Origin of the sequence: Aestuariivirga sp. (assembly GCF_047600585.1) — a bacterium.
GTDB lineage: Bacteria > Pseudomonadota > Alphaproteobacteria > Rhizobiales > Aestuariivirgaceae > Aestuariivirga.
In genome coordinates this window covers 3,630,098-3,656,506 of the sequence record NZ_JASGKP010000001.1, presented here as the reverse complement: position 1 = coordinate 3,656,506, position 26,409 = coordinate 3,630,098, and the positions used below count along the sequence as shown (strand labels likewise).

The window sequence follows — 26,409 nt, the reverse complement described above, 5'->3', positions numbered from 1 at the left end:
TCCGCTGCTTAACCGCGCGTTAACCGTAAACACAGGATATCTGAGCCTCAAAACTTGCCGAAACCATGCCGAAACGATGATCGTCCACTGCCCCCACTGTTCCACCCGCCACGTCATGCCGGAGGCCCGCCTCTCCGGCGGATCGGTCGCGATCTCCTGCAAGACCTGCGGCCATCACTGGACCGAGGTGGAGACGATCGACGTGGTGGAAGTGCCCTCGCGCAACGTGCCGCGCGTGATCGACAACGGCGACATGCCGGAGCTTGAGGCCCGCCGCCTCGCCGAGATCGCCCGCGAGGCCGAGCGCCATTTCCGCGAGGCGCGCGCCAAACGCCAGCGCAGCCTCCGCAACTGGGCAGCCTATGCCGTCTTCTTCTTCGCTCCCATCACCGCCGCCCTCATGTTCCCCGAACAAGTGGTCGCCGCCGCCCCCGTCACCATCAAGGCCTACCAGAAGCTCGGCTTCGACGTGAACATCTACGGCCTCGAACTCCGCCGCATCGAGCGCCAGCACGCCATCGTCAACGGCACCCGCGTGCTCTCCATCAAGGGCGATATCGTCAATGTCAGCGACGATGCCCGCAAGCTGCCCTGGCTCCGCTTCGCGCTTGAGGACGACAGCGGCAAGGAGCTTTACAGCTGGACGCTGGACACCTCCTCCCGCCCCCTGCGCGCCGGCGAATCGACCGGCTTCACCACCCGGGTGCAGGCCCCGCCCGAGACATCCACACACCTCAAAATCCGTTTTGCAAAGGCAGATGAAATCGGCTCAAATGGCGGATCATGAGCCTTACGATCGACGGGCATCGCATCGATGTCCTTTTCTCCGAATCCGATATCCGCGCCCGCATCAATGAACTGGCCGGCGATATCGCCGCCCGCAAGCCGCACCGCCTCCTCGTCGTGCCGGTGCTCAAGGGCAGCTTCATCTTCGCCGCCGACCTGATCCGCGCCATGCACCACGCAGGGCTTTCGCCCGAGGTGGATTTCATGATCCTCGCCAGCTACCGCGAGGGCACCCGCTCCTCCGGCAAGGTCGACGTGCTGCGCGACATCGAATCCCTCGTGCAGGACCGCGACGTGCTGCTGGTCGACGACATTCTGGAATCGGGCCGGACCCTCGCCTTCGCGAAGGACCTGCTCTCGGCACGCGGCGCGCGCAACGTGATGAGCTGCGTGCTTCTCAACAAGCCGGGCCACCTTGCCGCCAACATCGGCGCCGACTTCGCCGGCTTCAACTGCCCCGATCTTTTCGTCGTGGGCTACGGCATGGACATGGCGCACCAGTTCCGCGAACTGCCCTTCGTCGGTCACGTGGTGAAATGACCTGATCCGGCAACGGATCAGTAGAGGCCGCGCAGCAACCGTTCGATGTAGCCACGCTCGCTGTCGGTGAGGCCCTGCTCGTTCGACTTGGCGCGTAGCGTCTCGAGGATCTCGCGGGCCCGCTTCATCGCCTGCTCGTTGGGCAGGATGTCCTGGTCGGGCCCGTCATCGGGATTGCGGGTGGCACGCGGGCGGCCCAGCGGATCGTCCCGCCCGCCACGGCCCTCGCCGTCGCGGGCATCGCTCTCGGCCTGGCCCTGGCCGTTCTCACGCATCTGTTGAGCCAGCTTGCCCGCCCCCTTGCGGAGCTTGTCGAGCGCTTCGCCCTGTTCACGGAGCGCGCCGTCACGGTCGTTGTTGCGGAGCGCGTCCTCGGCGTTCTTCATGGAGCGGCCGGCGTCGCCCAGTTCACCCGGAAGCTGGCCGAGGCCCTTGCCCATCAGGCCATCGAGCATCTGCTGCAGGCTCTGCTGGCGGTCGGCAAGGCCGCCCATGCCGTTCCCCGGCTGGCGTCCGCGATTGCCTTCCTCGCCCTGCTCACCCTGCTGGCCCATCTGGCCCTGGTCGCCCTCCTGGCCTTCGCCCGGCTGGCGCATGGTGTCGTCCATCAGCCCCTGCTGCTTCTTCATCATGTCGTTGAGCTGATCCATCATCTCGTTCATGCCGTCATCGCCCTGGGCCTGATCGCTCATGCCGGGCTGCATGTTCTGGAGCATGCGGTCGAGTTGATTGAGAAGCTGCTCGGCCATTTCGCGCGAGCCGTTCTTGGCCATGTTCTCCAGCGCATCGAGCATCTTCTGCAGGTCCTGCTGGGTCATGCTGCGGCCCTGCTGGCCGGGGGGCGGGCGCTGCAGCGTGCCGTCGCGCATGCGGCGCTCGGCTTCCTTGCGCATCGCCTCCATGTAGCGGTCCATGGCGTCGCGCATCTTGTTCATGAGTTCGGTGATGCGCTCCTTGGGCGCACCATCCTGAAGGGCCTTCTCCAGCTCCTTCTTCAGCGCCTGCAATTCGCTCTTGGCATCCTGCAGCGATCCCTCGTCGATGGCGACGGCCACATCCCACAGGCCCTGCACCACATACTTCACGTCGTCATAGCCCGAGGCATTGCGAAGTCGCGAGGCCAGCATGGAGACCGCGAGCACATCGCCGCTCCGCTCGATGAGGCCATCGGGATAGAGCATCAGCGTGTCGAGTGCCTCGCCGATCTCCTGCACCTTCTCGGGATACATGATGAGCTGCTTGCGCTGCTCAATGATCGCCTGCGCCATGGGCTTCACGAACTGCCGCTCCGGCAGCTTGAAGGAGACAACCGGGCTCTGCCCTTCCTGGCCTGCACCATCCTTGGCGGTGAGGGTGAGATTGACGCGCAGCCCCGCCCACGGATGCGAAGCGAGATCATGCGTCGTCTTGCCCTGCTCTTCGCGGGCGTTGGGGCGGCGCAGGGTGAACTTGAGCTGGGGCGGATCGAAGAGGAAGACGCCGTTGCTCTCGAAGCCGATGCCGCCATCCTGTTCGTCGGCAAGCTCGATGGTGCCTGCCACAGAGGCCACACCGTAATCATCCTTGGCGAGCCACTCCGTCACCAGCGTGCCGCCGAGGTCGGGCTCGGGCGGCTTGGTGAGTGCGATGGTGGGCGGCGCATCGGGAATGACTGCGAGGGGATATTGCGCCAGTTCCTTGTCACCGTCGCGCACCACGATGGTGACCGGACGGGTGAGCTTGTACTCCGCCGCGAGCACACCAGCCGCCGGGGCCGAGATCCGCGGCGTAGCATCAGCGAGCGGTTTCCCGGTGCTGTCGAGAAGCTGCAGCTTCGGCTCCTTGGCGCCCGAGACGCGGAGCGTGAAGAGCGACTGGTCCGGCACGGCAAGGCCGTCGGCACTGGCGAGGCGCTCCTGCATGGAGGGTGCGGAGAGGAGAAGCGGCGGCTTCCCCGTGTAGCCCGGCGGCTTCAGCCAGGCATCGAGGGTGAGCGGAACGGGGGCGGCGGCGGGCGCCACCTGCGCTGCATCGCGGATGTTCGAGGTGAGCGAGCCCGGCCCGAGGATCAGGGCAACCGCCGCGAGCAGCAGCACGGGCACACGGAGCGCCATGGGATCGAATTTGGCCCAGGTCGAGCGGGGCGGCGAAAGCCTGATCTTGTCGAGGGCAAGGAGCTGGCGGCGCTGGTGCTCTTCCCAGACGGCATCGCTCAGGGGATCGAGGATTTCAGGGGCGAGCGTGTCACTCGCCGCCGAGAGCGGCCGGTGACCGACCGCCGAAGCCCGCTCCATGCGGCGCATGGCCTCCAGCCGACGCGGCCAGACCAGGCGGAACAAGCCCCGGAGGGAAAACAGGAATCCGGCCCCCAGAAGCCCGGCGAGGACGAGGCGGGGAATGACCGGCAGGCTCGCCAGAAGGCCCGAGGCCACCACCGCAACGGCAAGACCCGCCGACAGGATCGGGCCGTTCAGGGCCGCCCACACACGCTCCCAGAGCATGGCGATCTGCTGCAGGGCAACCTTGCGGGAAAGACGGGTCGGGCGGGCGTCTGTCATGGGTTCCGCCTATTAGCACAGAAGGGCGAAAGAATGTCTCAACAGAAGGTGATCATTCCTGCCACGCCGCGAGGCGGTCGAGGCCTATCAGCTCTTCGTAACTCTGGCGCGGACGGATCACTGCGAAACGGTCGCCCTTGACCAGAACCTCGGGCACCAAGGGCCGCGAATTGTAGGTGCCGGCCTGCACCGCGCCATAGGCGCCTGCCGTCATGATCGCCATCAGGTCGCCCGCATCGAAGGCGGGGAGACGCCGCTGGCGGGCGAAGAAATCGCCCGACTCGCAAATGCCGCCCACCACATCGGCCTCCACATGCTCGCCATCGGCCTTGGCCTTCTCCACCGGAATGATGTCGTGATGGGCATCGTACAGCGTCGGGCGGATGAGATCGTTCATGGCGCCGTCCTGGATGACGAAGCTCCGCGCCTCGGTGTCCTTGCGGTAGATGACGCGGGTGACGAGGATGCCGGCGTTGCCGACGAACATGCGGCCGGGCTCCAGCACCAGCTTGAGGCCCAAGGGCCCCAGCACGCGCTTGCACATGGCACCATATTCATCCGGGTGCGGAGGAATGTCGTTGTCGCCGCGGTAGGGCACCCCCAGGCCGCCGCCCAGATCGAGATGGCGGATCGAATGTCCCTCGCCCAGCAGCTTGCGGGCGAGTTCGGCCATCAGCGTGTAGGCCTTCTCGAAGGGCGCAAGCTCGGTGATCTGGCTGCCGATGTGCATATCGATGCCGGAGACGTCGATCGAGGGCAGGCTTGCCGCGCGGGCATAGACCTTGGAGGCGCGGAGATAGGGAATGCCGAACTTGTTGTCGGCCTTGCCTGTCGTGATCTTGGCGTGGGTCTTGGCGTCCACATCCGGATTGACGCGGATCGAAACGCTGGCGCGCTGCCCCACCCGCGTCGCCACGGTGGAGAGCAGTTCCAGTTCCGGTTCGGATTCGACGTTGAAGCAGGCGATGCCTTCCTTGAGCGCCAGCGCCATTTCGCGCGCCGTCTTGGCAACGCCCGAGAAGACGATCTTGCGGGCGGGAACCCCGGCCGCGAGCGCACGGCGCAATTCTCCTTCGCTCACCACGTCCATCCCGGCGCCCATCGCCGCCATGGTCTTGATCACGGCCTGGTTGGAGTTCGCCTTCATGGCGTAGCAGATCATGTGGTCGGTGCCTTCGAAGGCCTTGTCCATGACCTGATAGTGCCGCTCCAGCGTGGCGGTGGAGTAGCAGTAGAAGGGCGTTCCCACCTCCTCGGCAATGACGCGGAGGTCCACGTCCTCGGCATGGAGGAAGCCGTTACGGTAGGCGAAATGATGCATCGGAGAGAACTTACTGCTGGGATGAGCTGGGCGGTGCTTCCGGATCGCCGCGCACGCCGCAGGCCGCGAGCGACGAGGCAATCAGGAGGGCGGCAAGCACCTGTTTGAGCACGGTGATCATGGCCTTAGCGGTCCTTCACTTGTTTCAGCCACTGTACAGCAGCTTTGCGGACGTTGCGAGGGGCAGTGCCGCCGAAGCTCGTGCGGCTCGCGACCGAGGCCTCGACGGTGAGAACCTTGAAGACATCGCGGCTGATCCGCGCCTCCACCGACTGCAGGTCGGCCAGCGCCAGCTCATCGAGGCGGACACCCTTCTTCTCGGCCAGCGCCACGATCCGCCCCGTCACGTGGTGGGCTTCGCGGAACGGCATCTTGAGGGTCCGCACCAGCCAGTCGGCGAGGTCGGTGGCGGTGGAATAGCCGGTCATCGCCGCAGCCCGCATGGCGGCGGCATCGGGTTCGAGGTCGCGCACCATGCCCGCCATGGCGGCAAGGGCCAGCGCCAGCGCGTCGAAGGCATCGAAGGCCGGTTCCTTGTCCTCCTGCATGTCCTTGGAATAGGCGAGCGGCAGGCCCTTCATGACAACGGCCAGCGCCATGAAGGCGCCGAGGATGCGGCCCGGCTTGGCACGCACCAGTTCGGCGGCATCGGGGTTGCGCTTCTGCGGCATGATCGAGGAGCCGGTGGTGAACTTGTCGGTGAGCTTGACGAAGCGGAACTGCGCCGTCGTCCACAGCACGATCTCCTCCGCCATGCGCGAGAGCGTGACCGCACAGATCGAACAGGCGGCAAGCACTTCGAGCACGTAGTCGCGTGACGACACCGCATCGAGGGAATTGCGCATTGGACCGGAGAAGCCCAGCGCCTTTGCGGTCGCCTTGCGGTCGATCGGGTAGGGCGTGCCGGCGAGCGCGGCGGCTCCGAGCGGCGACTCGTTGAGGCGGGCGCGGGCATCGCGCAGTCGGCCGCGGTCACGCGAGAGCATTTCCACATAGGCGAGGCAGTGGTGCCCGAAGGTGATGGGCTGCGCCACCTGCAGATGGGTGAAGCCCGGCATCACCGTTGCGGCATGGGCCTCGGCCTTTTCGGCAAGCGCCGTCATGAGGTCGGTGACGGCCGCATCGAGCGCATCGACGACATCGCGCACATAGAGACGCATGTCGGTCGCCACCTGGTCGTTGCGCGAGCGGGCCGTGTGCAGGCGTCCGGCCGGTTCGCCGATCACTTCCTTCAGGCGCGACTCCACGTTCATGTGGATGTCCTCGAGCGCCGCCGAGAAGGAGAACTGGCCGGCCGCGATCTCGGACTTCACCTGTTCGAGTCCCTTGGCGATTGCGGCTTCGTCCGCCTTCGAAATGATGCCTTGGGCGGCAAGCATGGCGGCATGCGCCTTCGAGCCCGCGATGTCCTGGCCATAGAGGCGCTTGTCGAAGCCGATGGAGGCATTGATCTCGGCCATGATGGCGGCGGGCCCGCTGGCGAAGCGGCCACCCCACATGCTATTCGAGGCGTTCGACCCTTTGGACTTGGTCATCATTTTTCCCAGTTTTCACGCGAGCCGGACCCCATGAGTACCTCGAACATGACGAAGCCCTTTGCCACGGTGCCCCTGGTGCTCGTGATCCTGCTCATTGCTGCTGGGCTTTACTGGTTCAATGGCAGCACTGGCAAGGTGGAAAGCCCCGCCCCGGCGGCGGCCACGGCCGAAACGGCGGGCACCCCCGGGCTCAAGGCGCTCGCCACCGGACCTTTGGCAGCCCTTCTGGTCCATGAGCCCGCCAAGGAGATCCCGCCGTTTACCTTCAGGAATGCGGAGGGGAAGGAGATTTCGCTCGCCGATTTCAAGGGCCGGACGGTGCTCCTGAACCTCTGGGCCACCTGGTGCGCCCCCTGCCGCAAGGAAATGCCCGACCTTGCCAAACTCCAGAAGGAGATGGGCGGACCGGGCTTCGAGGTGGTGGCCCTGAGCCTTGACCGCAAGGGGGCGGAAGCCTCCTCCGCCTTCCTCAAGGAAACGGGCGCCGACAACCTTGCGCTCTATACCGACCAGGAGAGCAAGGCGCTCGCCGCCGTGAATGCATTGGGCCTTCCCGCCACGCTCCTCGTCACCAGGGACGGCAAGGAAGCAGCCCGCCTGCTCGGCCCCGCCGACTGGTCGTCGGATGAGGCGAAGGCGATCATCCGTGAACTGATGAAATGACCGCTGCCCGCTTCCGTGCACTCGCTCTTGCCCTGCCGGAAGCAGAAGAGAGTTCCCACTTCGGCAAGGCCGACTTCCGGGTGCGGAAGCACATCTTCGCGGGCTTCAATGCGGATGGCCGCGCCTATGTGAAGCTGACGCCCGAACAGCAGGAGATGCTCATCGCCACAGAGCCCAAGATGATCGCGCCCATTCCCGGCGGCTGGGGCCGCAAGGGGTGGACCCTCATCGATCAGGAGAGGGCGGATGAAGCGCTGATGCGGAGCACGCTCCGCATGGCGTGGGCGAACGTGGCGCCGAAATCGCTGCAGAAAGAATGATCGCCCGGCACGCGCCTCAGCGCGTCGGCACAGGCTTCTCGCCGCGATAGTCGTAGAAGCCCCGCTTGCTCTTGCGGCCAAGCCAGCCTGCCTCGACATACTTCACCAGCAGCGGACAGGGGCGATACTTGGAGTCCGAAAGCCCGTCGTGCAGCACCTGCATGATCGAGAGGCAGGTATCGAGGCCGATGAAGTCGGCCAATTGCAACGGCCCCATGGGATGATGCGCGCCAAGCCGCATGGCGGTGTCAATCGCCTCGACGCCGGCCACGCCTTCATAGAGCGTGTAGATCGCCTCGTTGATCATCGGCAGCAGGATGCGGTTGACGATGAAGGCGGGGAAGTCTTCCGAAACGGCGGTCGTCTTGCCGAGCGAGACGGCAAATTCCTTCACCGCACGGAAGGTCTCGTCGCCCGTGGCAATGCCGCGGATCAGTTCCACGAGTTCCATCACCGGAACCGGGTTCATGAAGTGGACGCCGATGAAGCGCTCCGGACGGTCGGTGACGGCGGCAAGGCGGGTGATCGAGATCGACGAGGTGTTGGTGCCGAGGATCGCATCCGCCTTCACGTGCGGACAGAGGTTCTCGAAGATCTTCTTCTTCACCTCTTCGTTCTCGGTGGCGGATTCGATGACGAGGTCGTGGTCGCCGAAGCCGGCGAAGCTGTCGATGGGGGTGATGCGGGCGAGGGCGGCGTTCTTCGCCTCTTCGCTCACCTTGCCCGACTTCACCTGGCGGTTGATGTTGTTGCTGACGGTGGTGAGCCCGGCCTCGATGCGCTCACGGGTGATGTCGTTGAGGCCGACTTCAAATCCGGCCAGCGCACAGACATGGGCGATGCCTGACCCCATCTGCCCGGCGCCGATGACACCGATCTTTTTGATTTTCATCTTGGTTTCTTGGTCAAATCCATTCACAAGTGAGGCGGAAGCCTAAACGGCTGAGGGGCGCACCGCAAGCGCCTTTCGCGCCTGCGAGATCATGCCACAAGACCACGCCCCACAAGACCACACCATATGAGCCAAACCCTGTCCCCTCCGCCCGCCGCGCATCCGCGCGCGACGCTCTGGACCCTGCTTGCCGGAAATTTCATCATCGGCACCGGCGTGTTGCTGCCGGCGGGTTTGCTCAATGCCATCTCCGGTGACCTTGCCATCACGCCCGCCACCGCCGGGCTGCTGATGCTGGTGGGTGGCGTGGTCGTCGCCGTCTCGGCTCCCTTGGTGGCAGGGTTCACCAGCGGCATCGATCGCAGGCTGCTGCTCACCCTGTCACTCATGCTTTATGCCGCGGGCCATCTCGCCTCGGCGCTTGCCCCCGATTTCACGCTGCTTGTGGTTGTGCGCGCCCTCACCGTGCTGGGGGCGGCCGTCTTCACGCCCCAGGCGGCAGCAACCGCGGGCCTGCTCGTGCCCGTTCAGCGGCGGGCGGGCGCCATCGCCTTCATCTTCATCGGCTGGTCTGCGGCGAGCGTCGCCGGCATTCCGCTCGGCAGCTATTTCGCCGCACTCACCAGCTGGCGCGCCGTCTTCGCGGGCATGGGAATCGCCTGCGCCCTCGCGGCGGCACTCGTGTGGATCACCCTGCCCCGCGGCCTCTTCGTGCAGCCGCTCACGTCCGCCGCCTGGAAACACGCCTTCACCACGCCCGCCCTCCTCGTCGTGCTGCTGGTGACGCTCTTCTCCATGTCCGGGCAGATGACGGTCTTCGCCTATATCGCACCCGTCATGCGCGATGTCTTCGCGGCAGGCCCTGAGCAGGTGGCGATTGCCTTCGCCGTCTCCGGCATTGCGGGGGTGATCGGCAACGCCATCGCGGCCCGCACCGTGGCGCACCTCGGCATCGACCGGGTGATCGCCATCGCCGTGGGCCTGCTCATCGCAGGGCTTGCCATCTTCGCCGCAAGCTTCGGGCACTATCTCGTGGCGCTGATCGGTGTTGCGCTGTGGGGGCTGGGCTCGTTCTCGTCCAACTCGCTCCAGCAGAGCAGGCTCGTCGCCATCGCGCCATCGCTTGCGGCGGCGACCGTCGCCCTCAACACCTCGATCGTCTATGTCGGACAGGCGGTGGGTGCCGGACTGGGCGGATGGTTCGTCTCGAAAGCAATCACGCCGTCCATTGCGTGGACGGCGTGTGCCTTGACGGTTGCAGCCTTGCTCGCGTCAATCCTGGCAACCAGGATGACGAAGCGCTGATTACTTGCCGAGCTTGCCGAGTTCGGCTTCGAGTTCGGGAACGGCGGCAAAGAGATCGGCCACCAGTCCGTAGTCGGCGACCTGGAAGATCGGCGCTTCCTCGTCCTTGTTGATGGCAACGATGATCTTCGAGTCCTTCATGCCGGCGAGATGCTGGATGGCGCCCGAGATGCCGACGGCGATGTAGAGATCGGGGGCGACGACCTTGCCGGTCTGGCCCACCTGATAGTCGTTCGGCACATAGCCCGCATCGACGGCGGCGCGCGACGCACCCACGGCGGCGTTGAGCTTCTTGGCGACCGCATCGAGCATCTTGAAGTTGTCGCCGTTCTGCATGCCGCGTCCGCCCGAGACCACGATCTTGGCCGAGGTCAGTTCCGGACGGTCAGACTTGGTGAGGTTCTCGCTCATGTAGGACGAGAGGCCCGGATCGGCAGCGGCGTTCACCTTGTCGATCGAAGCCGAACCGCCCGTGCCCGTCGCGGCGAAGGAGGCGGTGCGCACCGTCACGATCTTCTTGGCATCGGTCGACTGCACCGTCTGCACGGCGTTGCCGGCATAGATGAGGCGTACGAAGGTGTCGGCCGACTTCACTTCGGAAATGTCCGAAATCTGCATCACGTCGAGGAGGGCAGCCACGCGCGGCATGTAGTTCTTGCCGTTGGTGGTGGCGGGCGCCACGATGTGGTCATAGGCGCCGGCAAGCGACACGATGGTCGCGGCCATGGGTTCCGCCACCGGGCGTTCCAGCGAAGCGCTTTCGGCATGCAGCACCTTCTTGACGCCCGCGAGCTTGGCAGCTTCGGCGGCAGCGCCGTCGGCCTTGTTGCCGGCGACCAGTACATGCACGTCGCCGCCCATCTGGGCAGCGGCGGTGAGCGCCTTGTGGGTTGCGTCCTTGAGGCTCTTGTTGTCGTGTTCGGCGATGAGAAGAACGGCCATGATCAGATTGCTCCTGCGTCCTTGAGCTTGCCGACGAGTTCGGCAACCGATTTCACTTTCACACCGGCCTGGCGCTTCGGCGGATCTTCCGTTTTCACGACCTTGAGGCGGTGGCTGGGGTTGACGCCGAAGTCGGCCGGCGTCTTTTCATCGAGCGGCTTCTTCTTCGCCTTCATGATGTTGGGGAGCGACGCATAGCGCGGCTGGTTGAGGCGGAGGTCGGTCGTCACGATGAGCGGCATCTTGACCTTGAGGGTCTGGAGGCCACCGTCGATCTCGCGGGTGATCGTTGCTTCGCCCGCACCGGGCTCGAGCTTCGAGGTGGCGGTGGCCTGCGGCCAGCCGAGGAGCGCGGCCAGCATCTGGCCGGTCTGGTTGGCGTCGTCGTCGATCGCCTGCTTGCCGAGGATAACGATCTCCGGCTTCTCGGCTTCGACCACACCCTTCAGGATCTTGGCGACCGAGAGCGGCTCAACATAATCATCGTGCTTCACGAGGATGGCGCGGTCGGCACCCATGGCCAGCGCCGTGCGCAGGGTTTCCTGTGCCTGCGCCGGGCCGATCGACACGGCCACCACTTCCGTGGCCTTGCCCGCTTCCTTGAGGCGGACGGCTTCCTCGACGCCAATTTCGTCGAAGGGATTCATCGACATCTTGACGTTGGCCAGTTCCACGCCCGAACCATCGGCCTTGACGCGGATCTTGACGTTGTAATCGACGACGCGCTTGACCGCGACGAGCACTTTCATGGTCTACCTCATGGGGAAAGGCTGAAAAAAGTGGCCGGACCCTAGTTTCGCGACCGCCCCGAGTCAATTCCGCGAACGGCGTCAGTGTCCTGATTGCGACGTTTTATCCGTGAAAAAAGGTCAGCGCCGGTGAGGCCCATGCTGCGCGCCCGAGTGAGGGGCGCTGCTCAGTCGCCGAGCAGGGCAACAATCCTCTCCAGCGCCGGGTCGGTTATGCCAAGGTCCTTCAGATGGGCATGGGTATTGCGGACATAGTCGGTGTTGAGTCCGGCCACACCGGCCCCCTGGCGGACCAGCTTGGCGATCTCCTCATCGCCAAGCCCGCAGGCGCATTGGGAATGCCGCCTGTCCACCACATAGGTGAGGGCCTTCACCTTTCGGCCATCAGCCAGTGTGACGTCCTTGAAAAGCTCGCGGTAGACCATGGTCACCTGCTCGCGGGCCTTGAGATACTCCCACGTCTGCGGCCAGTCCTTCGCCGCGACACCGAAGCCCATGCCGATGCAGGAGCCGCCGCGGTCGAGGCCGAAGACGAGGCCCGGCTTTTCCGGCTGTCCCCGGTAGTGGAAGGAATAGACGCAGAGCTTGCGATGGAACCCGGCAAGGCGCGCAAGACCCGACTGCACGAAGGGAAAGCCCGGGTTCCACATCAGCGAGCCGTAGCCGAAAACCCAGTGCGCCGCCTCCTCCGCCATTCCCTGCCGCCTCAGCCTTTCCGCGCGGGATCGCGTCCGAAGTTGGGGGCGGCGGTATCCTGCCCGGCGGCAATGATGCCGCGGCGGATCTCGCGGGCGCGGGAAAAGAGTGTGAACAGCGTCTCGCCGTCGCCCCAGCGGATCGCCCGCTGCAGCACCGCAAGTTCCTCGGTGAAACGGCCGAGCATTTCCAGCACCGCTTCCTTGTTGTTGAGGAAGACGTCGCGCCACATGGTGGGGTCTGACGAGGCGATGCGGGTGAGATCGCGGAAGCCGCCGGCCGAGAACTTGATCACTTCCGATTGCGTCACTTCCTCGAGGTCGGCGGCCGTCGCCACCGAATTGTAGGCGATGAGATGGGGGAGGTGACTGGTCATGGCGAGCACGAGGTCGTGATGCTCGACGCCCATGATCTCGACCTTGGCGCCGAAGCCCTTCCAGAAGTCCTCGAGCGCGGTGATGGGCGGCTGCGGCGTGCCCTCGACAGGCGTGAGAATGGTCCAGCGGTTCTGGAACAGTTCGGCGAAGCCCGAGCGCGGACCCGACTGCTCGGTGCCGGCGATGGGGTGTCCCGGAATGAAGTGGGCGTGGGCGGGCACATGCGGGCCCACGTCACGGACGATGGCGCCCTTCACCGAGCCTACGTCGGTGATGATGGCACCGGGTTCGACCACATGCTTGATCGCCGCCGCGAGCGCACCGCAGGCGCCGACGGGCACGCAGAGAATGATGAGGTCCGCGCCCTTCACCGCCTCCGCCGGATCGGCATGCAGCGTATCGGCAAGCTTCAATTCGGCTGCGATCTTCAGCGTCTCGGCGCTCTTGGCATGGCCGCTGATCGTCTTGGCCCCACCATAGGCGCGGATCGCGTGCGAGAGCGACGAGCCGATCAGGCCAAGGCCGAGGAGCGCGACTTTTTCAAAGGGCTTGCTCACGACATGAAGTCCTTCAGCGCGGCCACCACGGCATGGTTCGCCTCTTCATCGCCCACGGTGAGGCGAAGCGCACCGGGCAGGCCATAGGCATCCATGCGGCGGGCGACGATGCCGTGTTCGAGCAGGTAGGCATCGGCGGCATGGGCATTGCGGTGCGGCGGAAAATTGAGAAGGAGGAAATTGCCGACACTCGGCGTCACGGTGATTCCGAGCTTGGCGAGTGCCGCCGCAAGCCATGGCAGCCACTTCGCGTTGTGGTCGATCGCGCTTTCCACGAAAGCCTGGTCTTCCATGGCGGCAACGCCTGCGGCAATCGCCCCCGATGTCACGTTGAAGGGACCGCGGATGCGGTTCAGCACGTCGACCACGTGCGCCGGGCCATAGAGCCAGCCCAGACGCAAGGCGGCGAGACCGAAGATCTTCGAGAAGGTCCGCGTCATGACAACGTTCTCGTGCTCGCTCACCAGCGCGACACCCGACTCGTAGTCGTTGTTGCGCACGAACTCGGCATAGGCCGCATCGAGCACCAGCAGCACGTGCGAGGGAAGTGCCGCATGCAGGCGCTTCACTTCGCTGAAGGGAATGTAGGTGCCCGTCGGGTTGTTGGGATTGGCGAGGAAGACCATGCGCGTCCTGGGCGTCACGGCCCTGATCATCGCGTCGACGTCGGTGGTCTGGTTCCTCTCGGGTGCCACCACCGCCTTCGCGCCGTTGGAGGCGATGGCGATGGGATACACGAGGAAGCCGTACTGGCTGTAGACCGCCTCGTCGCCCTCGCCGAGATAGGCATGCGCCAGAAGCTGCAACAGTTCATCGGACCCTGCCCCGCAGACGATGCGATCAGCCGCGAGGCCATAGCGCGCGGCAATCGCGGCCCGGAGTGCGGTGGCGCTGCCGTCGGGGTAGCGTTCCAGATGATCGGCCGTGGCACGATAGGCGGCAATCGCCTTCGGGCTCGCGCCCAAGGGCGACTCGTTCGATGAAAGCTTGTGGATCTTCGTGCCCTTGGCCGAGCTCTTGCCCGGCACATAGGCCTCGATCTCCAGGATGCCGGGGCGGGGTTGCGGCCGCCCGGGTGCTGCAGTGGTCATGGATGTCAAACCTCGATGGCGGACGCATAGCGCCCGGCGACCCTGAGGCCAAGTCCGGGGTTTGAGCGGGCGGTGCCGACAAGCGGGGTTTCATGCTCCGAATACCAGCCGGCCAGCGCCGAAAGCCTGTAGGGACCGGCCTTGAGCTGCCAGATCGGCTGGGGGGAGAAGTCCCGCGGCAAATTGCCCTTTGTAATCAAGAGGGTCTCATCCTCGCCCGTGGCCGGGGTGGGAGCCACCCCCAGCACCAGCAGCCTGGGCATGGCGCCCTCGCTCACCGCCGGAAGGCCGGCAATGACCGAAGCCCGCCCGGCCGCCCCTTCCACGAAGGGCTCGACCCAGTCGGATTCGGTCTCGACGATGCAGATGTCGGAGGGATTGGCGTTCACCTGCATCATGGCCTGGCCGGGGTCGCGCCACTCCTCTACCGGGAAGCGGCCGAAGTGGTCGCGGATGCGCAGGCGGTGGCCGATGGTCTGCGCCGTCTTGCGGCTGACGTGCACGGTGATGACGCCCTGCATGAGCGTCGCCTCGGTGACGATGGTGCGCCAAAGACGCACCAGAAGCTGGGGGTCGGCCTGGTCCCGCGCCGCGATCAGGCGGCGGAGGATCTGCATCTCCCGCACCGGGCGGAGCGGCGAGCCCTGCCCCGCGGGCTCATTGGCCTTGGCGGCGATCACGCCATCCACAAGCGAGATGCGCTTTTCCAGCAGTTCGAGCAATCCGTCATCGACGATGTCGATGGCGCGGCGCACATCATCCAGGCTTGGCGTTTGGGACAACTCGGAAGGTGCTGACATCTGTGACTCGAACTGTGTGACAGAACAGTAACCCACGCACCCGCCAGTGGGAACAGGCATTTATTGCCCTCAAGGAGGACTGCCCTCGTCTCCGCCCGCACTCCGGCGGAGGGGCTGCGGTGACGGCAGCAGCACCGGCCGCAGCCGCGGCACGAAGCGGCGCGCCCGCTTGCCCGACGAGAAGGCATAGACCTGCTTCATCGCCTCGACGACGATGACGCCGGCAAAGCGCCCGAGCACACGGGCGCTCACGGTCTCGACACTGCGCGCCGCCTTGAGAACCGAGGCGCCACCGAAGGGCGGCAGCATCAACGCTTCCTTCGACCACGTCACCGAGAAGCGCGCCTCCTTCAGAAGAGCGAGAAGCTGGGCCCGCGAGAAGGGCTGGCCGTGGCCGAAGGGCGAACGCTCCGAGGACGACCACAATCCGCGGCGGTTCGGCACCACGAGATAAAGCCGCCCTTGCGGCGCCAGCACCCGCCAGATTTCATGCAGCATGTCGAGCGGGCTGTCGGCAAGTTCGAGTCCGTGCACGACGACGGCGTGATCGACGACACTTTCGAGGAGCGGCAGCTCGCGCTCGTCCACAAGGGCGGCGCGGTTGTCCTCGCCTTCGGGCCAGTGCAGCACGCCCTGCCGCGCCATCATGAAGGAGAAGCTCACCGCGTCCGTGGGCACCGCGTTTTCGAAATAGGGATGCGCGAAGCCGAGCCCCATGACAGTCTGTCCGGCATGGATGCGCAGCCTGGGCTGCAGCGCAGAGCGGATCAGGCCGGCGGCCGACTGGCCCAGCGCCCCCTGATAGAACTCGCGGAGATCAATGACATCCATGGTTACAATCTAAACGTTCGGAAAGAAAATTGCAGCCCTTGCCCTTGCCAAACGACAATCATGGTATAGGGAGCGCCCATGTCCAATCTCGATGTCCATCAATTCATCTGCCGCGACGACAACTACGGTGTTCTCGTCCACGACAGCCGCACCGGCACGACGATCTCGATCGACGCGCCCGACGCCAACGCCATCGCCGACAACCTGAAGAAGCGGGGCTGGCAGCTCACCCACATCCTCACCACCCACCACCACGAGGACCACATCGCCGGCAACCTTGCGCTCAAGGAGATGTTCGGCTGCCGCATCATCGGCCCCGAGGCGGAGAAGGCGAAGATCCCCGGCATCATGCAGACGGTGAAGGGCGGCGACGTGCTGCAGCTTGCCCACCGTCCAGTGAAGGTGTTCGATTGTCCCGGCCACACGCTGGGCCATGTCGCCTATCACTTCTCCGACGACTACCTGCTCTTCGCCGCCGACACACTGTTCTCGCTGGGCTGCGGCCGCGTCTTCGAAGGCACCATGGAGCAGATGCATACGTCTGTGAACCAGTTCCGCACCCTGCAGCCGATGACCTCGGTCTATTGCGGACACGAGTACACCGAAGCCAATGCGAAGTTCGCGCTCACCATCGAACCGGGCAACCGCGACCTGCAGCGCCGTGCGATCGAAGTGAAGTCCCTGCGCGAACAGGGCAAGATGACCTGCCCCACCACCATCGGCGAAGAACTGAAGACCAATCCCTACCTGCGCTGCGCCTCGCCCGAGATCCGCAAGGTGCTGGGGATGGAGAACGCGACCGATGCGCAGGTCTTCGCGGAGATCCGCGAGCGCAAGAACAGGTTCTAACCTTCCGTTTTCGGACTCCTCTTCCGGAAGATCATGTCCTTGGCGGCGATCACCGCACCGAGCGTGATGAGCAGGCACGCGGCCACGATCGACCAGTGGAAGGCGACCATGCCCGCCGCCGCCAGCACCAGTGTGGAGAGCAACGGCGACGCATACGATGCCGCTCCCAGCACCATGATGTCGCCTCGCTTCACGCCCACGTCCCAGGTGTAGAAGGCCAAGCCCACAGGCCCGAGGCCAAGCCCGAGGATGGCCAGCCACTGGCCGATGGTCTCGGGCCACACGGTCTCTTCCAGCGCGAGATGGCAGAGGGCGGAGAGAAGTGCCGTTACGAGGCAGTAGCCCGCCACCACGTCGGTCGGCACCGCCGCCACGCGGCGTGACAGGACGGAATAGCCCGACCAGATGAAGGCGCAGGCGAAGGCGAGCAGATGGCCCTTGCCGAACTGCCCCATCATGGTGGCGATGTCGCCGCGGCTGATCACCAGCACCGCGCCCGCAAGCCCCAATACAACACCAATGAAATGATGCAGCCGGAGGCGCTCGCCTGGCAGCAGCGCCGAGAAGATGACGAGGAAGAGCGGCCAGAGATAGGCGATGAGGCTGACCTCCACCGCAGGGGCGGCACGGATCGCCGAGAAGTACACATAATGATAGCCGAAGAGGCCAAGCACCCCGAGCGCCCAGACCTGCCAGGGCTGCCTGAGGCTCTTTGCGGCGCCCGGCCGAAAAGCCCACGAGACGAGACCGAGCCCGCCACCGATCAGGAAGGTGATGGCCGCCAGCTGGAAGGGCGGCATGGTGCCGGAGCGGGCCGAGAGCATGGCAAGCATCGCCCACATGAGAACGGCGGTGAAGCCGGTCAGTGTTGCGGTTGTCTTGCCCATGGTTCACAGTTCCTGCTGACACGTCCTGACAGCAGCAGGCGCACAAGCTCTGCCGCAGGACGTGGGAGATCAAGCCATGGCGATGTCAGCAATCGAAAAACTGCGCAAGCCCCAGGAGGCGAAAATCGTGCATCCAATGCCCGCACGGGTGGCCCATTGGGCACCGCCCGGCGGCAGCATGGTGATCTCGACGCCATCGGAAATCGATGAGCTGGTGCGGGCAATCCCCAAGGGAAAACTTGCGACCGTCAACACGCTGCGGGACGCACTGGCGCGGCGCCACGGCACCTCCATTGCCTGCCCGGTGACGACCGGCATCTTCCTCAGCATCGCCGCGCGCGCCGCCGCCGAGATCGAGGAGATGGGCGGCAAGCGCGTGACGCCGTGGTGGCGTGTGCTGAAGTCCGATGGTACGCTCAATCCGAAGATGCCGGGCGGCATCGCCGAACAGAAGAAGCGCCTGCGCGATGAAGGTCACAGCGTTGTGGCGAAGGGCAAGAGCTCATTCACCGTGACTGGCTTTGACACGAAGCTGGCGCGGCTCGGCTAAGGCTGCAGCTTTTTCACTGCGCGCCTTCAGCCACTGGCCACCGAAGATCGAGATCAGCACGGCAAGCACGATCACCCCACCGCCCATGAAGGAGGAGGCTTCCGGTTCCTCGCCCACGAAGAGCCACGGCCAGAGCGGATTGATGACCGCGTCGAGCATGGCGATGAGGGCAAGCGTGACGGCAGGCACGGAGCGCGCCCCCTTGATGTAGAAGATGAGCGGGATCGAGAGCTGCAGCGGCCCCATCATCGCAAGCAGCATCATCTCGCGCATCGAGACATTGAAGCCGCCGCCCGGATGGTCTGCGGTGAAGCCGAGAAAGCCCGCCGCGAAAAAGCAGACGAAGCCGCCCACACAGATGGCGGGCGTCATGTCGACGCCGCGGTAACGCCGGAGCGCCAGCGTCTGTCCCGCAAAGGTCATGGGCACGAGGATGGAGATGAAGATGCCAATTGCATTGCCGCCCTCGATCTTCGACCAGGCGATGATGCCGACACCGACCATGGCGAGCGCTGCGGCGATCCAGGCGGCGAGGCCGGGCCGCTCACCCGTCACCCACGGGCTGAGGAGTCCGGTGAAGATGGGGGACGAGGCGCCGATCACCGAGACGGTGGCGGTGCTGACGAGGGTGAGAGACGTCACGTAGAGGGTGGAGCCTGCGGCGAAGAAGCCGGCCGAGAAGAGCATGGCGGGCCAAGGAATGACGCGGAAGCGCTGCGGCAGGTCGCGGCCATAGACGATCACGAGGTAGCAGAGCAGAACGACGGACATCCAGTAGCCGCGCCAGCAGTTGAGCTGCCAGCCGTCCAGCCCCGGCATCAGCCGCACGAAAAGCCCGGAGAGCGACCAGCCGAGTGTCGCCAGCAGCACGAAGACGACGCCCTGCCCATAGCTCTGTTGCCGTGATTCCATGGGCTCTCTTAACACGTTTGCCGTGTGGGGAATGACAGCAATGCGGGGGGGATTTGTGGCACCACGCTCAGCCCCATGCTTCGAGGCCGCTGCGCGGCACCTCAGCATGAGGAACGTTTCTTTCACCCTCACCCTCAGGAGCGAGGCCGCGCCGAGCCTCAAAAGGTGCGCCGCGCACAGCAACTCTCAGTCGGCCCTCTGTTTTTCCGAGTGGCTGTTGAGGTAGCTTCTATTTGAATAAATAAGGAGAATAGCGAACGTCATTATTGGAATTGAAAGAAGATAGAAGAAATCTCCCCTCTCATCTGCGCCATAAAGATTGAATGTGGTAAGAACAAACAATCCCGCGAGATCGTCAGACAAGTAACACAACGCGGCAAAGCGCCCCCGAAACGAGTCGCTGCACTTTTCGTATACTTCTGTTTCAAGTGAGTTGGTGATGACAGGATTCGAGAAAGTAAATACCATGAAGAAGGCGATGAATGATGAAATGGAATCTGAAACCCACAGACCTATAAATCCCACTGCCATTATCGCTTGGCCTACAACGAGGCGAGTACCGCTGTTTAAGCGATCTGCGAAACGCTGTGCTAAACCAAGATGGCTGATCACCGAGCCCAGACTTGCAAATAGCCAAAAACTTGAAGCGTTTACGACATCGTATCCGAAGCGCCCCAGCAAAACTGCATAAGAAATTATAACGGTTGGGACTGTGTAGGAGGCGGTTAGGGCATAGAGAGAGATTATTAGTCGCCTTTCGCGCGTCCAAAAATCTCGTTTTGCAATTTCTGTATACCCACCACTCCAGCCGACCCTTCCATGATTAGTTCGGTCGGGGTCATGAATCCAGAACAGCGCAATAATCGGAATAACAGAGAACAACGCATCCACATAGAGGGCGTTGAATGCAAGCACTTTGTAAATGACAGGCCCAATCGAGAACCCGATCGCTTTCGCAGAGATATTCCAAATTCCTCTTTGAGCAAGAGATCGTGCCAGGTTGTCCGCGGTAGCGTTGAGTATGTCCTTGATCCACAAACCAAGAATTGAGCCATTCAGCGAGCCAATCAGTGCACTGCTGAAACTGACCGCGTAGAACAGATAGATTGTGTTTGCTGACCCGATCCCTGCAAGAGCTAAAGTCAATGATGCGTCGGCAATCAAACAGACAATGACAACACTCTTCCTCTGAAAGTGATCTGCTACTGTCCCTCCTATGAGCGTGAAGAGTGCGCTCGCTGTGACTGACGCGATGAACAATACAGGTATATTGGACAAATCACTGGTTTCGCTCGCTAACAAATAGGGAAGTCCGGACCAGGTCATGCCGGCACCAATGTTGGTAATTGGCAGCACGAACGTTACAAGTAGATTGTCGTAACGACTATAAACTTGAGTGTGGGCCATTACCGTCGGGCTCTCACAGAGCATCCATCGTTTAGTGGGATGTCTGGAGAAAAAGCTGTTGGTACAGCTGGAATACTTCGAACAAATGCGCAAATCACTTTGCGCCGCAGAGTGTAATCACCTCTTGCTGGCTGTTTCGCAGTAGTGATGTCTTATCTTTAGACAGTTTGGCTTGCTGGAAATGAAACGATTGGCCGCACGAACAGCCCGGAGAGCGACCAGCCGAGTGTGGCCAGCAGCACGAAGACGACGCCCTGCCCATAGCTCTGTTGCCGTGATTCCATGGGCTCTCTTAACACGTTTGCCGTGTGGGGAATGACAGCAATGCGGGGGATAACGCACCACGCACCGCCAGTCTCAGTCGTCATTCCGGACGCAGCGCCTTGATCGAGCGTCAGCGAGATGTCGCGCGCGAGCCGGAATCCAGCTTTGGCGGATCACCCATGCACCCAAAGAAAGCTGGGCCCCCGCCTTCGCGGGGGTGACGGGGGTGGAAAGGTCTCTCCATGCCCGGCCTTGAGCCGGGCATCCAGACTCGCGAGTACCACTGGATGGCCGGGTCAAGCCCGGCCACGGAGAATGAAAGAGGCGCGGGCCTACCCCCTCAGCTTCACGTTCTCCGGATCATAGGGGCTTTCGGCGATGACCGTGGTCTTGAACAGCTTGCCCAGGATCTTGATCTCGAGTTCCGTGCCGAGTGCGGCATGTTCCGGCTTCACCATGGCGAGCGCCAAAGACTTGTTCACGCGGAAGCCGAAGCCGCCGTTGGTGGCGCGGCCCGCAAGCTTGCCCTTGGCATAGACGGGTTCGGAACCGCGCGCATCGGACTCGCCATCGCCCACACCATGCACTTCCATGGTGACGAAGTTCCAGGCGAGGCCCTTCTCGCGGCCCGCCACCAGCGCATCACGGCCGATGAACTGGCCCTTGTTGGGATGGACGAAGCGGTCGAGGCCCGATTCATAGGCCGAGTATTCGATCGACAGTTCACGCGGCACGAGGCGGTAGCTCTTCTCGATCGACAACGACGACATGGCCTTGATGCCATAGGGGCGGATGCCGAATTCCTTGCCCGCCTCCATGAGGAGGTCGAAGAGTGCGACCTGCTGCTCGATCGGATGATGGAACTCGTAGCCGAGCTCGCCCACGAAGTTGACGCGGAGGCAGTGCGTCGACACGGGACCCACGCTGATCTGCTGGCCCGAGAGCCAGGGGAAGGCCTCGTTGGAGAGATCGGTCGAGGTGAGCTTCTGCAGGAGCTTGCGCGAATTGGGACCGGCGATCACGAGCACGCCCAGACGCGTGGTGATCGGGTTCAGGCGCACCGAGCCATCGGTGGGGCAGAGCTTTTGCAGGTAGTCGTGGTCGTGACGCTCGTAGGCGCCGGCCGAGACGAGATAGAAGCGGCCGGGCTGCCATTCATAGACCGTGAACTCGGCCCGCACGCCGCCCTTCGGCGTCAGCAGATGACAGAGCGCGATGCGGCCCTGCTTCTTGGGGATCTTGTTGGCGAGGATCGACTCCAGCCACTCCCGCGCCTTTGGTCCCGAGACTTCCATCTTGGCGAAGGCCGACATGTCCTGCAGGCCGACGCTATCCATGACCGCGCGGCATTCCTCGCCCACGAAGCGGAAATAATTGGAGCGGCGGAAGGACCACTTCTCCTTGATCTTGCCGTCATCCGCGGCGGGCGCATGATTGTGGTTGGTGAGCACGTCGGGCGAAGCAAGCTCGGCGTCCGTGAGGCCATAGCCCTTGGGCGCGAACCAGCCCGGGCGTTCCCAGCCATAGACCGAGCCGAACACCGCACCCAGCTCCTTCATCCGGCCGTAGCACGGCGTGGTCTTGAGCGGGCGGGCCGCCGAGCGCTCTTCATCCGGATAGTGGGGCGTGAAGACGTTGGCGTAGGCTTCCTCGTTCTTGATCTTGAGATAGCCCTTGGAGGCGTAGGGACCGAAGCGGCGCGGATCGACGCCCATCATGTCGATGGTGGGTTCGCCGTCGACGATCCATTCGGCCAGCTGCCAGCCGGCGCCACCTGCCGCGGTGACACCGAAGGAGTGGCCCTCGTTCAGCCAGAAATTCCTGAGGCCCCAGGCCGGTCCGATGATCGGCGAGCCGTCGGGCGTATAGGCGATGGCACCGTTGTAGACCTTCTTGATGCCCACTTCGCCGAAGGCGGGAACGCGCGTGATGGCGGTCTCGATGTGGGGCGCAAGGCGGTCGAGGTCCTCGTTGAAGAGTTCGTATTCGCTCTCGTCGGAAGGCCCATCCATGTAGCAGCAGGGCGCGCCCTTCTCGTAGGGCCCGAGCAGCAGGCCGCCGTTCTCCTCGCGCATGTACCAGGAGGAATCGGCCTCGCGCAGCACGCCCATTTCGGGCAGGCCCTTGGCCTGGCGCTCCTTGATGAGTGGGTGCGGCTCGGTGACGATGTACTGGTGCTCGACGGGGATCACCGGAATGTCGAGGCCGACCATGGCGCCGGTCTTGCGGGCGAAGTTGCCGGAGCAGGAGATCACGTGCTCGGCGACGATCTCGCCCTTGTCGGTGGTCACCACCCACTTGCCGTCGGCGCGCTGGCTGATCGCCGTCACGGTGGTGTTGCGGTAGATCTCGGCGCCGCGCGAGCGCGCGCCCTTGGCCAGCGCCTGGGTGAGGTCGGCGGGCTGGATGTAGCCGTCATCGGGATGCTGGATGGCGCCGAGCAGGCCTTCGGTTTCGCAGAGCGGCCAGATTTCCTTGACCTGCTCAGGCGTCAGCAGGTTCACCTTGACGCCGATCGTTTCGGCGACACCGGCGTAATACATGAACTCGTCCCAGCGGTCCTTGGTGCGGGCGAGACGGATGTTCGAGACCTGGCGGAAGCCAACATGCTGGCCGGTTTCCTTTTCCAGCTCCTGGTAGAAGCGGACGGAGTATTTGTGGATCTGCCCCACCGAGTAGGAAAGATTGAAGAGCGGCAGCAGGCCCGCGGCATGCCAGGTCGACCCGGAGGTCAGTTCCTTGCGCTCGATCAGGACGACATCGCTCCACCCCTTCTTGGCCAGATGGTAAAGCGTGGAGACGCCGACGACGCCGCCTCCGATGACGACTGCGCGTGCTTCTGTCTTCATGTGGGAAGTTCCTGAAAGAGGGGTGGTTCAATTCTCCTCACAATAGTGAGGAAAACTCAACCCCCTTTGGGAACAAGCGACAGGCGGAGGCGGATTGCGACACGACCCGGGATTCAACCCGCGAAGCCGCCGGCCTTGAGGAAGGCGATTTCCGCCGGGGTGGAGGGCCGCCCGAGAACGGGGTTGCGGTGGGGGAAGCGCCCGAAGCGGGCGATGATGTCGAGATGGACCTTCGCCCAGTGGGCCATGTCGCCAAGCCCCATGGTGGTGAAGAGCGCCACCGCCCGGTACTGGCAATCGAGGTCTTCGGCATGTTCGAAAGGCATCACGAACCACTGCGCCCGGGGTGGCGGCATGCGCATGTGGAAGCCCTTCGCCACGGAGGCCTTGGCGAGCGCCAGCGCCCGGCCATCGGCAGCGAAGGCGAGCGGCGAGCCGCGGTTGATGTTGCGCGAGACCTGGTCGAGCAGGATGACAAGGGCGAGCGCCCCTTCGGGTGTTTCGGCCCAGTGATCAAAGGCGCCCTGCCGCGCCTCCGCAAGCGCTGCGCCGAAGCGGATGCGCAGCATCCCGTCGAAGCCCGCATCCTTGGTGAACCAGCGGTCCTCGCCGGCCTCGAACCAGGTGCGCGTGACGGTTTCGGGCTGCATCAGAGTTTCATATGCCCGATCACGAAGTTTGCAAGGGCCGCGACATCGTCCCGGTCGAAGACGGGAACGGGCGCACCGTCGATTGTTCCCGTCGCGGCGATGGCAACGACCGTGGGATCGTCGCCCGCCAGCGCCGGATGATCGAGATCGAGGTTCCGCACCTCGATCTTGTCGTGGCTGTCGCGCTTGTAGCCTTCGACGATGACGAGGTCGCAGGGCCTGAGACGGCCGAGCACATCGGCGAGCGACGGCTCCGCCTCGCCGCGGAGTTCGTGGATGATCGCCGTGCGGTCGCGGCTGATCACCGCCACTTCGCTGGCCCCCGCCTTGCGGTGGCGGAAGGAGTCGCGCCCCTCGTGATCGATGTCGAAGGAATGGTGGGCATGCTTCACGGTGGAGATGCGATACCCCTGCCCCGTGAGGTGGCGGACCAGCTTCTCCACCAGCGTGGTCTTGCCGGAATTCTTGAACCCGGCGACCCCGATCACCTTCTGCATCGTCCCGTTTCCTGCCTCTGCCATGACTTCCGGTGATGCCTCTATCACAAATGCGCGTTTGATCGAGTCCCCGCCTTTGCCTAAGCCTGCCGCCTTCGGAGACAGGCCTTCAGAGACGGACCAGTGCCAGCAGCCCCACACGTGAAATACCCTGCGGTGCAACTGGCGCTGGCGCTGGCCGTCAGCGCCTCGGTCGGCGCCTTCGCCCACGAGGCGGGCCTTGACGCCATGACCACGGTGTTCTGGCGCTGCGCCTTCGGGGCGCTGTTTCTCTTTTGCTGGAGCCTCGCCTTCGGCCACCTGAGGTGGCAGCAGATGAGCCGCGGCAACCTTGGCTGGGCGGTGCTGGCGGGGGCCTTCCTGGCACTCTGCTGGGTCTGCCTCTTCAGCGCCTTCGGCATGACCTCGATTGCCACCGCCACCCTCGTCTTCCAGAGCTATCCCTTCATCCTCGTGATCGCGGGCGCCATCGTCTGGCGCGACCGGGTGAGCCGCGACCAGATCCTCTGGATGGTGATGGCCTTTGCCGGCGTGGCGCTGGCGAGCGGCGCACTGGGTGGCCAGCATGAGGAAAGCTCCGCCTGGCTCCTGGGCCTGGTGCTGACGCTGGTCTCGGCCGCCGCCTATGTGGTGACGACCATGATCACGCGGGCGATCCGCAACCAGCGCCCGGAAGTGACCATGATGATGCAGGCGGCGACGGGCGCGGTGCTTCTCGCGGGCTTCGCCAATTTCCATCAGGATGTGGGGGCCGCCTCCTGGGGCTGGCTCATCGGCATGGGCGTGATCCACACCGGCCTCGTGATGGTGGCGATGTATGCCACCTTCCCGCTGCTCGCCACACCGGTGATCGCCATCATGAACTTCGTCTATCCCGCCGTCGTCATCCTCATCGACTGGCTCGTCTATGACAAGCTGCTCTCGCCCTGGCAGTTCGTGGGCGTGGCGCTGATCGCGGGGGCAACACTCGGCCTGAACCTGAAATGGAAGCTGCTTCCGGCCGTAACCTGATCAGCAGGCGTGCGCTTCGGCGGCCGCGAGGTCTTCCGGGGTGTTGATGTTGAGAAAGGGATCGACCGCATCGGCGGACCACTCCGCCGTTTCAACCGCGAAGACCTCGGCGAGATCCATCACGCGGCGGAGCTTGCCGTCCTTCAGCATGGCCTCGAGCGGTGTCGCGATGGCAACCGACCACAAGCCGGTGAGGTGATGCACTTGACCACCACTCATGGCGACAGCGGCACCCGTGGCGGCACCCGCATCGGAGAGACGCCTGACCAGATTGAGCGGCAGGAAGGGCGTGTCGGACGGCACCGTCAGCACCGCCTCGAAGCCATGGGCCTCGCCATGCTTCAGCGCCGCATGAAGGCCGGCGAGCGGTGTTCCGAGATCGAGCGCGTCGGCGATCACGGTGCGGTTCAAAGCCGCGAATCGTGTGAGGTCGCCATTGGCATTGATGATGATCTCGTTCACCTGCGGCGCAATGCGCGACATCACCCGCTCGATGAGGCTCACCCCTGCCAGCGGCAGGAAGGCCTTCTCTTCGCCGCCCATGCGGCTCGAGCGGCCGCCCGCAATCACTGCACCCAACACACGCAT

At 64.2% G+C, this 26,409-nt stretch carries 28 protein-coding genes; 8 read left to right on the top strand and 20 right to left on the bottom strand.

The window, feature by feature from the left end; translation table 11 throughout:
- Positions 1 to 76: 76 nt before the first annotated feature.
- Positions 77 to 787, top strand: coding sequence for a zinc-ribbon domain-containing protein (locus QM801_RS17990; protein WP_415020582.1), 711 nt, complete (start codon positions 77 to 79; stop codon positions 785 to 787).
- On the top strand, positions 784 to 1,326 hold the full coding sequence (hpt, locus tag QM801_RS17985; RefSeq protein ID WP_415020581.1) for a hypoxanthine phosphoribosyltransferase: 543 nt from the start codon (positions 784 to 786) through the stop codon (positions 1,324 to 1,326). The genes QM801_RS17990 and hpt overlap by 4 nt, the downstream gene beginning before the upstream one ends.
- A gap of 17 nt (positions 1,327 to 1,343) precedes the next feature.
- On the opposite strand, the gene QM801_RS17980 is transcribed toward hpt, so the two are convergent.
- From QM801_RS17980 to argH, 4 genes are read right to left on the bottom strand one after another with little or no spacing between them, the layout of a single operon-like run.
- Complete coding sequence (locus QM801_RS17980) at positions 1,344 to 3,863, bottom strand: TIGR02302 family protein (RefSeq protein WP_415020580.1); 2,520 nt, start codon at positions 3,861 to 3,863, stop codon at positions 1,344 to 1,346.
- A 52-nt stretch (positions 3,864 to 3,915) separates the two neighbouring features.
- Entirely contained in the window at positions 3,916 to 5,184 is a 1,269-nt protein-coding gene (lysA, locus tag QM801_RS17975) for a diaminopimelate decarboxylase (protein ID WP_415020579.1), read from the bottom strand.
- A 10-nt stretch (positions 5,185 to 5,194) separates the two neighbouring features.
- Complete coding sequence (gene lptM, locus QM801_RS17970) at positions 5,195 to 5,305, bottom strand: LPS translocon maturation chaperone LptM (protein WP_415020578.1); 111 nt, start codon at positions 5,303 to 5,305, stop codon at positions 5,195 to 5,197.
- A gap of 4 nt (positions 5,306 to 5,309) precedes the next feature.
- Positions 5,310 to 6,719 carry an argininosuccinate lyase gene (gene argH / locus QM801_RS17965; protein ID WP_415020577.1) on the bottom strand — a complete coding sequence of 470 codons (1,410 nt, stop codon included), beginning with the start codon at positions 6,717 to 6,719 and terminating at the stop codon, positions 5,310 to 5,312.
- 33 nt (positions 6,720 to 6,752) lie between these two features.
- Between argH and QM801_RS17960 the strand changes: the two genes are divergently transcribed.
- Together QM801_RS17960 and QM801_RS17955 are read left to right on the top strand one after the other, a co-directional pair.
- Positions 6,753 to 7,385, top strand: a complete 633-nt coding sequence (locus QM801_RS17960; RefSeq protein ID WP_415020576.1) for a TlpA family protein disulfide reductase — start codon at positions 6,753 to 6,755, stop codon at positions 7,383 to 7,385.
- The gene (locus tag QM801_RS17955) at positions 7,382 to 7,705 is read left to right on the top strand and encodes an MmcQ/YjbR family DNA-binding protein (RefSeq protein ID WP_415020575.1); all 324 of its coding nucleotides are present in this window, start codon (positions 7,382 to 7,384) and stop codon (positions 7,703 to 7,705) included. The genes QM801_RS17960 and QM801_RS17955 overlap by 4 nt, the downstream gene beginning before the upstream one ends.
- A gap of 16 nt (positions 7,706 to 7,721) precedes the next feature.
- Here the strand turns inward: QM801_RS17955 and QM801_RS17950 are convergent, their stop codons facing one another.
- On the bottom strand, positions 7,722 to 8,597 hold the full coding sequence (locus QM801_RS17950) for a 3-hydroxybutyryl-CoA dehydrogenase (protein WP_415020574.1): 876 nt from the start codon (positions 8,595 to 8,597) through the stop codon (positions 7,722 to 7,724).
- A 126-nt stretch (positions 8,598 to 8,723) separates the two neighbouring features.
- On the opposite strand from QM801_RS17950, the gene QM801_RS17945 reads away from it, so the two are divergent.
- Positions 8,724 to 9,902 (top strand): MFS transporter, encoded by a 1,179-nt coding sequence (locus QM801_RS17945; RefSeq protein ID WP_415020573.1) that lies wholly within the window; start codon positions 8,724 to 8,726, stop codon positions 9,900 to 9,902.
- On the opposite strand, the gene QM801_RS17940 is transcribed toward QM801_RS17945, so the two are convergent.
- The 7 genes from QM801_RS17940 to QM801_RS17910 all read right to left on the bottom strand — a co-directional run bounded on the left by QM801_RS17940 (position 9,903) and on the right by QM801_RS17910 (position 15,945).
- A complete protein-coding gene (locus QM801_RS17940; protein ID WP_415020572.1) occupies positions 9,903 to 10,844 on the bottom strand; it encodes an electron transfer flavoprotein subunit alpha/FixB family protein in 942 nt (313 codons plus the stop codon). It abuts the gene before it with no gap.
- 2 nt (positions 10,845 to 10,846) lie between these two features.
- Complete coding sequence (locus QM801_RS17935; protein ID WP_415020571.1) at positions 10,847 to 11,593, bottom strand: electron transfer flavoprotein subunit beta/FixA family protein; 747 nt, start codon at positions 11,591 to 11,593, stop codon at positions 10,847 to 10,849.
- Positions 11,594 to 11,760: 167 nt separating this feature from the next.
- A complete protein-coding gene (locus QM801_RS17930; RefSeq protein WP_415020570.1) occupies positions 11,761 to 12,288 on the bottom strand; it encodes a gamma-glutamylcyclotransferase in 528 nt (175 codons plus the stop codon).
- Between the two features lie 11 nt (positions 12,289 to 12,299).
- A complete protein-coding gene (locus QM801_RS17925; protein WP_415020569.1) occupies positions 12,300 to 13,223 on the bottom strand; it encodes a prephenate/arogenate dehydrogenase family protein in 924 nt (307 codons plus the stop codon).
- The gene (gene hisC / locus QM801_RS17920; RefSeq protein WP_415020568.1) at positions 13,220 to 14,314 is read right to left on the bottom strand and encodes a histidinol-phosphate transaminase; all 1,095 of its coding nucleotides are present in this window, start codon (positions 14,312 to 14,314) and stop codon (positions 13,220 to 13,222) included. The genes QM801_RS17925 and hisC overlap by 4 nt, the downstream gene beginning before the upstream one ends.
- A gap of 5 nt (positions 14,315 to 14,319) precedes the next feature.
- A complete protein-coding gene (locus QM801_RS17915) occupies positions 14,320 to 15,114 on the bottom strand; it encodes a chorismate mutase (RefSeq protein WP_415020567.1) in 795 nt (264 codons plus the stop codon).
- A 69-nt stretch (positions 15,115 to 15,183) separates the two neighbouring features.
- Complete coding sequence (locus tag QM801_RS17910) at positions 15,184 to 15,945, bottom strand: class I SAM-dependent methyltransferase (RefSeq protein ID WP_415020566.1); 762 nt, start codon at positions 15,943 to 15,945, stop codon at positions 15,184 to 15,186.
- A gap of 78 nt (positions 15,946 to 16,023) precedes the next feature.
- Between QM801_RS17910 and gloB the strand changes: the two genes are divergently transcribed.
- Entirely contained in the window at positions 16,024 to 16,794 is a 771-nt protein-coding gene (gene gloB, locus QM801_RS17905; RefSeq protein ID WP_415020565.1) for a hydroxyacylglutathione hydrolase, read from the top strand.
- Here gloB and QM801_RS17900 read toward each other — a convergent pair.
- Positions 16,791 to 17,681 carry a DMT family transporter gene (locus QM801_RS17900; RefSeq protein WP_415020564.1) on the bottom strand — a complete coding sequence of 297 codons (891 nt, stop codon included), beginning with the start codon at positions 17,679 to 17,681 and terminating at the stop codon, positions 16,791 to 16,793. The two genes, gloB and QM801_RS17900, sit on opposite strands and share 4 nt — an antisense overlap.
- A 76-nt stretch (positions 17,682 to 17,757) precedes the next feature.
- Here QM801_RS17900 and QM801_RS17895 point away from each other — a divergent pair, with 76 nt between their 5' ends.
- Entirely contained in the window at positions 17,758 to 18,231 is a 474-nt protein-coding gene (locus tag QM801_RS17895) for an MGMT family protein (protein WP_415020563.1), read from the top strand.
- Here the strand turns inward: QM801_RS17895 and QM801_RS17890 are convergent.
- The 6 genes from QM801_RS17890 to mobB all read right to left on the bottom strand — a co-directional run bounded on the left by QM801_RS17890 (position 18,184) and on the right by mobB (position 24,810).
- Positions 18,184 to 19,143 (bottom strand): DMT family transporter, encoded by a 960-nt coding sequence (locus QM801_RS17890; RefSeq protein WP_415020562.1) that lies wholly within the window; start codon positions 19,141 to 19,143, stop codon positions 18,184 to 18,186. The two genes, QM801_RS17895 and QM801_RS17890, sit on opposite strands and share 48 nt — an antisense overlap.
- A 186-nt stretch (positions 19,144 to 19,329) precedes the next feature.
- On the bottom strand, positions 19,330 to 20,550 hold the full coding sequence (locus QM801_RS17885) for an MFS transporter (RefSeq protein WP_415020561.1): 1,221 nt from the start codon (positions 20,548 to 20,550) through the stop codon (positions 19,330 to 19,332).
- 158 nt (positions 20,551 to 20,708) lie between these two features.
- Complete coding sequence (locus QM801_RS17880) at positions 20,709 to 20,834, bottom strand: hypothetical protein (RefSeq protein ID WP_415020560.1); 126 nt, start codon at positions 20,832 to 20,834, stop codon at positions 20,709 to 20,711.
- 312 nt (positions 20,835 to 21,146) lie between these two features.
- Positions 21,147 to 23,663: a GcvT family protein gene (locus QM801_RS17875; protein ID WP_415020559.1), complete on the bottom strand. Its 2,517-nt coding sequence runs from the start codon at positions 23,661 to 23,663 to the stop codon at positions 21,147 to 21,149.
- Positions 23,664 to 23,776: 113 nt separating this feature from the next.
- The gene (locus QM801_RS17870; RefSeq protein ID WP_415020558.1) at positions 23,777 to 24,313 is read right to left on the bottom strand and encodes a DUF924 family protein; all 537 of its coding nucleotides are present in this window, start codon (positions 24,311 to 24,313) and stop codon (positions 23,777 to 23,779) included.
- Positions 24,313 to 24,810: a molybdopterin-guanine dinucleotide biosynthesis protein B gene (mobB, locus tag QM801_RS17865; protein WP_415020557.1), complete on the bottom strand. Its 498-nt coding sequence runs from the start codon at positions 24,808 to 24,810 to the stop codon at positions 24,313 to 24,315. Before mobB ends, QM801_RS17870 begins: the two co-directional genes overlap by 1 nt.
- Before the next feature lie 141 nt (positions 24,811 to 24,951).
- Between mobB and QM801_RS17860 the strand changes: the two genes are divergently transcribed.
- A complete protein-coding gene (locus tag QM801_RS17860) occupies positions 24,952 to 25,821 on the top strand; it encodes a DMT family transporter (RefSeq protein ID WP_415020556.1) in 870 nt (289 codons plus the stop codon).
- Here QM801_RS17860 and mobA read toward each other — a convergent pair whose 3' ends face one another.
- Complete coding sequence (gene mobA / locus QM801_RS17855; RefSeq protein ID WP_415020555.1) at positions 25,822 to 26,409, bottom strand: molybdenum cofactor guanylyltransferase MobA; 588 nt, start codon at positions 26,407 to 26,409, stop codon at positions 25,822 to 25,824.

What these genes read in the sequence shown, in the direction of transcription:
- QM801_RS17990 (WP_415020582.1), top strand. Translation starts at nt 77, where the DNA reads ATGATCGTCCACTGCCCCCACTGTTCCACCCGCCACGTCATGCCGGAG.
- hpt (WP_415020581.1), top strand. Translation starts at nt 784, where the DNA reads ATGAGCCTTACGATCGACGGGCATCGCATCGATGTCCTTTTCTCCGAA.
- QM801_RS17980 (WP_415020580.1), bottom strand. Translation starts at nt 3,863, where the DNA reads ATGACAGACGCCCGCCCGACCCGTCTTTCCCGCAAGGTTGCCCTGCAG.
- lysA (WP_415020579.1), bottom strand. Translation starts at nt 5,184, where the DNA reads ATGCATCATTTCGCCTACCGTAACGGCTTCCTCCATGCCGAGGACGTG.
- lptM (WP_415020578.1), bottom strand. Translation starts at nt 5,305, where the DNA reads ATGATCACCGTGCTCAAACAGGTGCTTGCCGCCCTCCTGATTGCCTCG.
- argH (WP_415020577.1), bottom strand. Translation starts at nt 6,719, where the DNA reads ATGACCAAGTCCAAAGGGTCGAACGCCTCGAATAGCATGTGGGGTGGC.
- QM801_RS17960 (WP_415020576.1), top strand. Translation starts at nt 6,753, where the DNA reads ATGAGTACCTCGAACATGACGAAGCCCTTTGCCACGGTGCCCCTGGTG.
- QM801_RS17955 (WP_415020575.1), top strand. Translation starts at nt 7,382, where the DNA reads ATGACCGCTGCCCGCTTCCGTGCACTCGCTCTTGCCCTGCCGGAAGCA.
- QM801_RS17950 (WP_415020574.1), bottom strand. Translation starts at nt 8,597, where the DNA reads ATGAAAATCAAAAAGATCGGTGTCATCGGCGCCGGGCAGATGGGGTCA.
- QM801_RS17945 (WP_415020573.1), top strand. Translation starts at nt 8,724, where the DNA reads ATGAGCCAAACCCTGTCCCCTCCGCCCGCCGCGCATCCGCGCGCGACG.
- QM801_RS17940 (WP_415020572.1), bottom strand. Translation starts at nt 10,844, where the DNA reads ATGGCCGTTCTTCTCATCGCCGAACACGACAACAAGAGCCTCAAGGAC.
- QM801_RS17935 (WP_415020571.1), bottom strand. Translation starts at nt 11,593, where the DNA reads ATGAAAGTGCTCGTCGCGGTCAAGCGCGTCGTCGATTACAACGTCAAG.
- QM801_RS17930 (WP_415020570.1), bottom strand. Translation starts at nt 12,288, where the DNA reads ATGGCGGAGGAGGCGGCGCACTGGGTTTTCGGCTACGGCTCGCTGATG.
- hisC (WP_415020568.1), bottom strand. Translation starts at nt 14,314, where the DNA reads ATGACCACTGCAGCACCCGGGCGGCCGCAACCCCGCCCCGGCATCCTG.
- QM801_RS17915 (WP_415020567.1), bottom strand. Translation starts at nt 15,114, where the DNA reads ATGTCAGCACCTTCCGAGTTGTCCCAAACGCCAAGCCTGGATGATGTG.
- QM801_RS17910 (WP_415020566.1), bottom strand. Translation starts at nt 15,945, where the DNA reads ATGGATGTCATTGATCTCCGCGAGTTCTATCAGGGGGCGCTGGGCCAG.
- gloB (WP_415020565.1), top strand. Translation starts at nt 16,024, where the DNA reads ATGTCCAATCTCGATGTCCATCAATTCATCTGCCGCGACGACAACTAC.
- QM801_RS17900 (WP_415020564.1), bottom strand. Translation starts at nt 17,681, where the DNA reads ATGGGCAAGACAACCGCAACACTGACCGGCTTCACCGCCGTTCTCATG.
- QM801_RS17895 (WP_415020563.1), top strand. Translation starts at nt 17,758, where the DNA reads ATGGCGATGTCAGCAATCGAAAAACTGCGCAAGCCCCAGGAGGCGAAA.
- QM801_RS17890 (WP_415020562.1), bottom strand. Translation starts at nt 19,143, where the DNA reads ATGGAATCACGGCAACAGAGCTATGGGCAGGGCGTCGTCTTCGTGCTG.
- QM801_RS17885 (WP_415020561.1), bottom strand. Translation starts at nt 20,550, where the DNA reads ATGGCCCACACTCAAGTTTATAGTCGTTACGACAATCTACTTGTAACG.
- QM801_RS17880 (WP_415020560.1), bottom strand. Translation starts at nt 20,834, where the DNA reads ATGGAATCACGGCAACAGAGCTATGGGCAGGGCGTCGTCTTCGTGCTG.
- QM801_RS17875 (WP_415020559.1), bottom strand. Translation starts at nt 23,663, where the DNA reads ATGAAGACAGAAGCACGCGCAGTCGTCATCGGAGGCGGCGTCGTCGGC.
- QM801_RS17870 (WP_415020558.1), bottom strand. Translation starts at nt 24,313, where the DNA reads ATGCAGCCCGAAACCGTCACGCGCACCTGGTTCGAGGCCGGCGAGGAC.
- mobB (WP_415020557.1), bottom strand. Translation starts at nt 24,810, where the DNA reads ATGCAGAAGGTGATCGGGGTCGCCGGGTTCAAGAATTCCGGCAAGACC.
- mobA (WP_415020555.1), bottom strand. Translation starts at nt 26,409, where the DNA reads ATGCGTGTGTTGGGTGCAGTGATTGCGGGCGGCCGCTCGAGCCGCATG.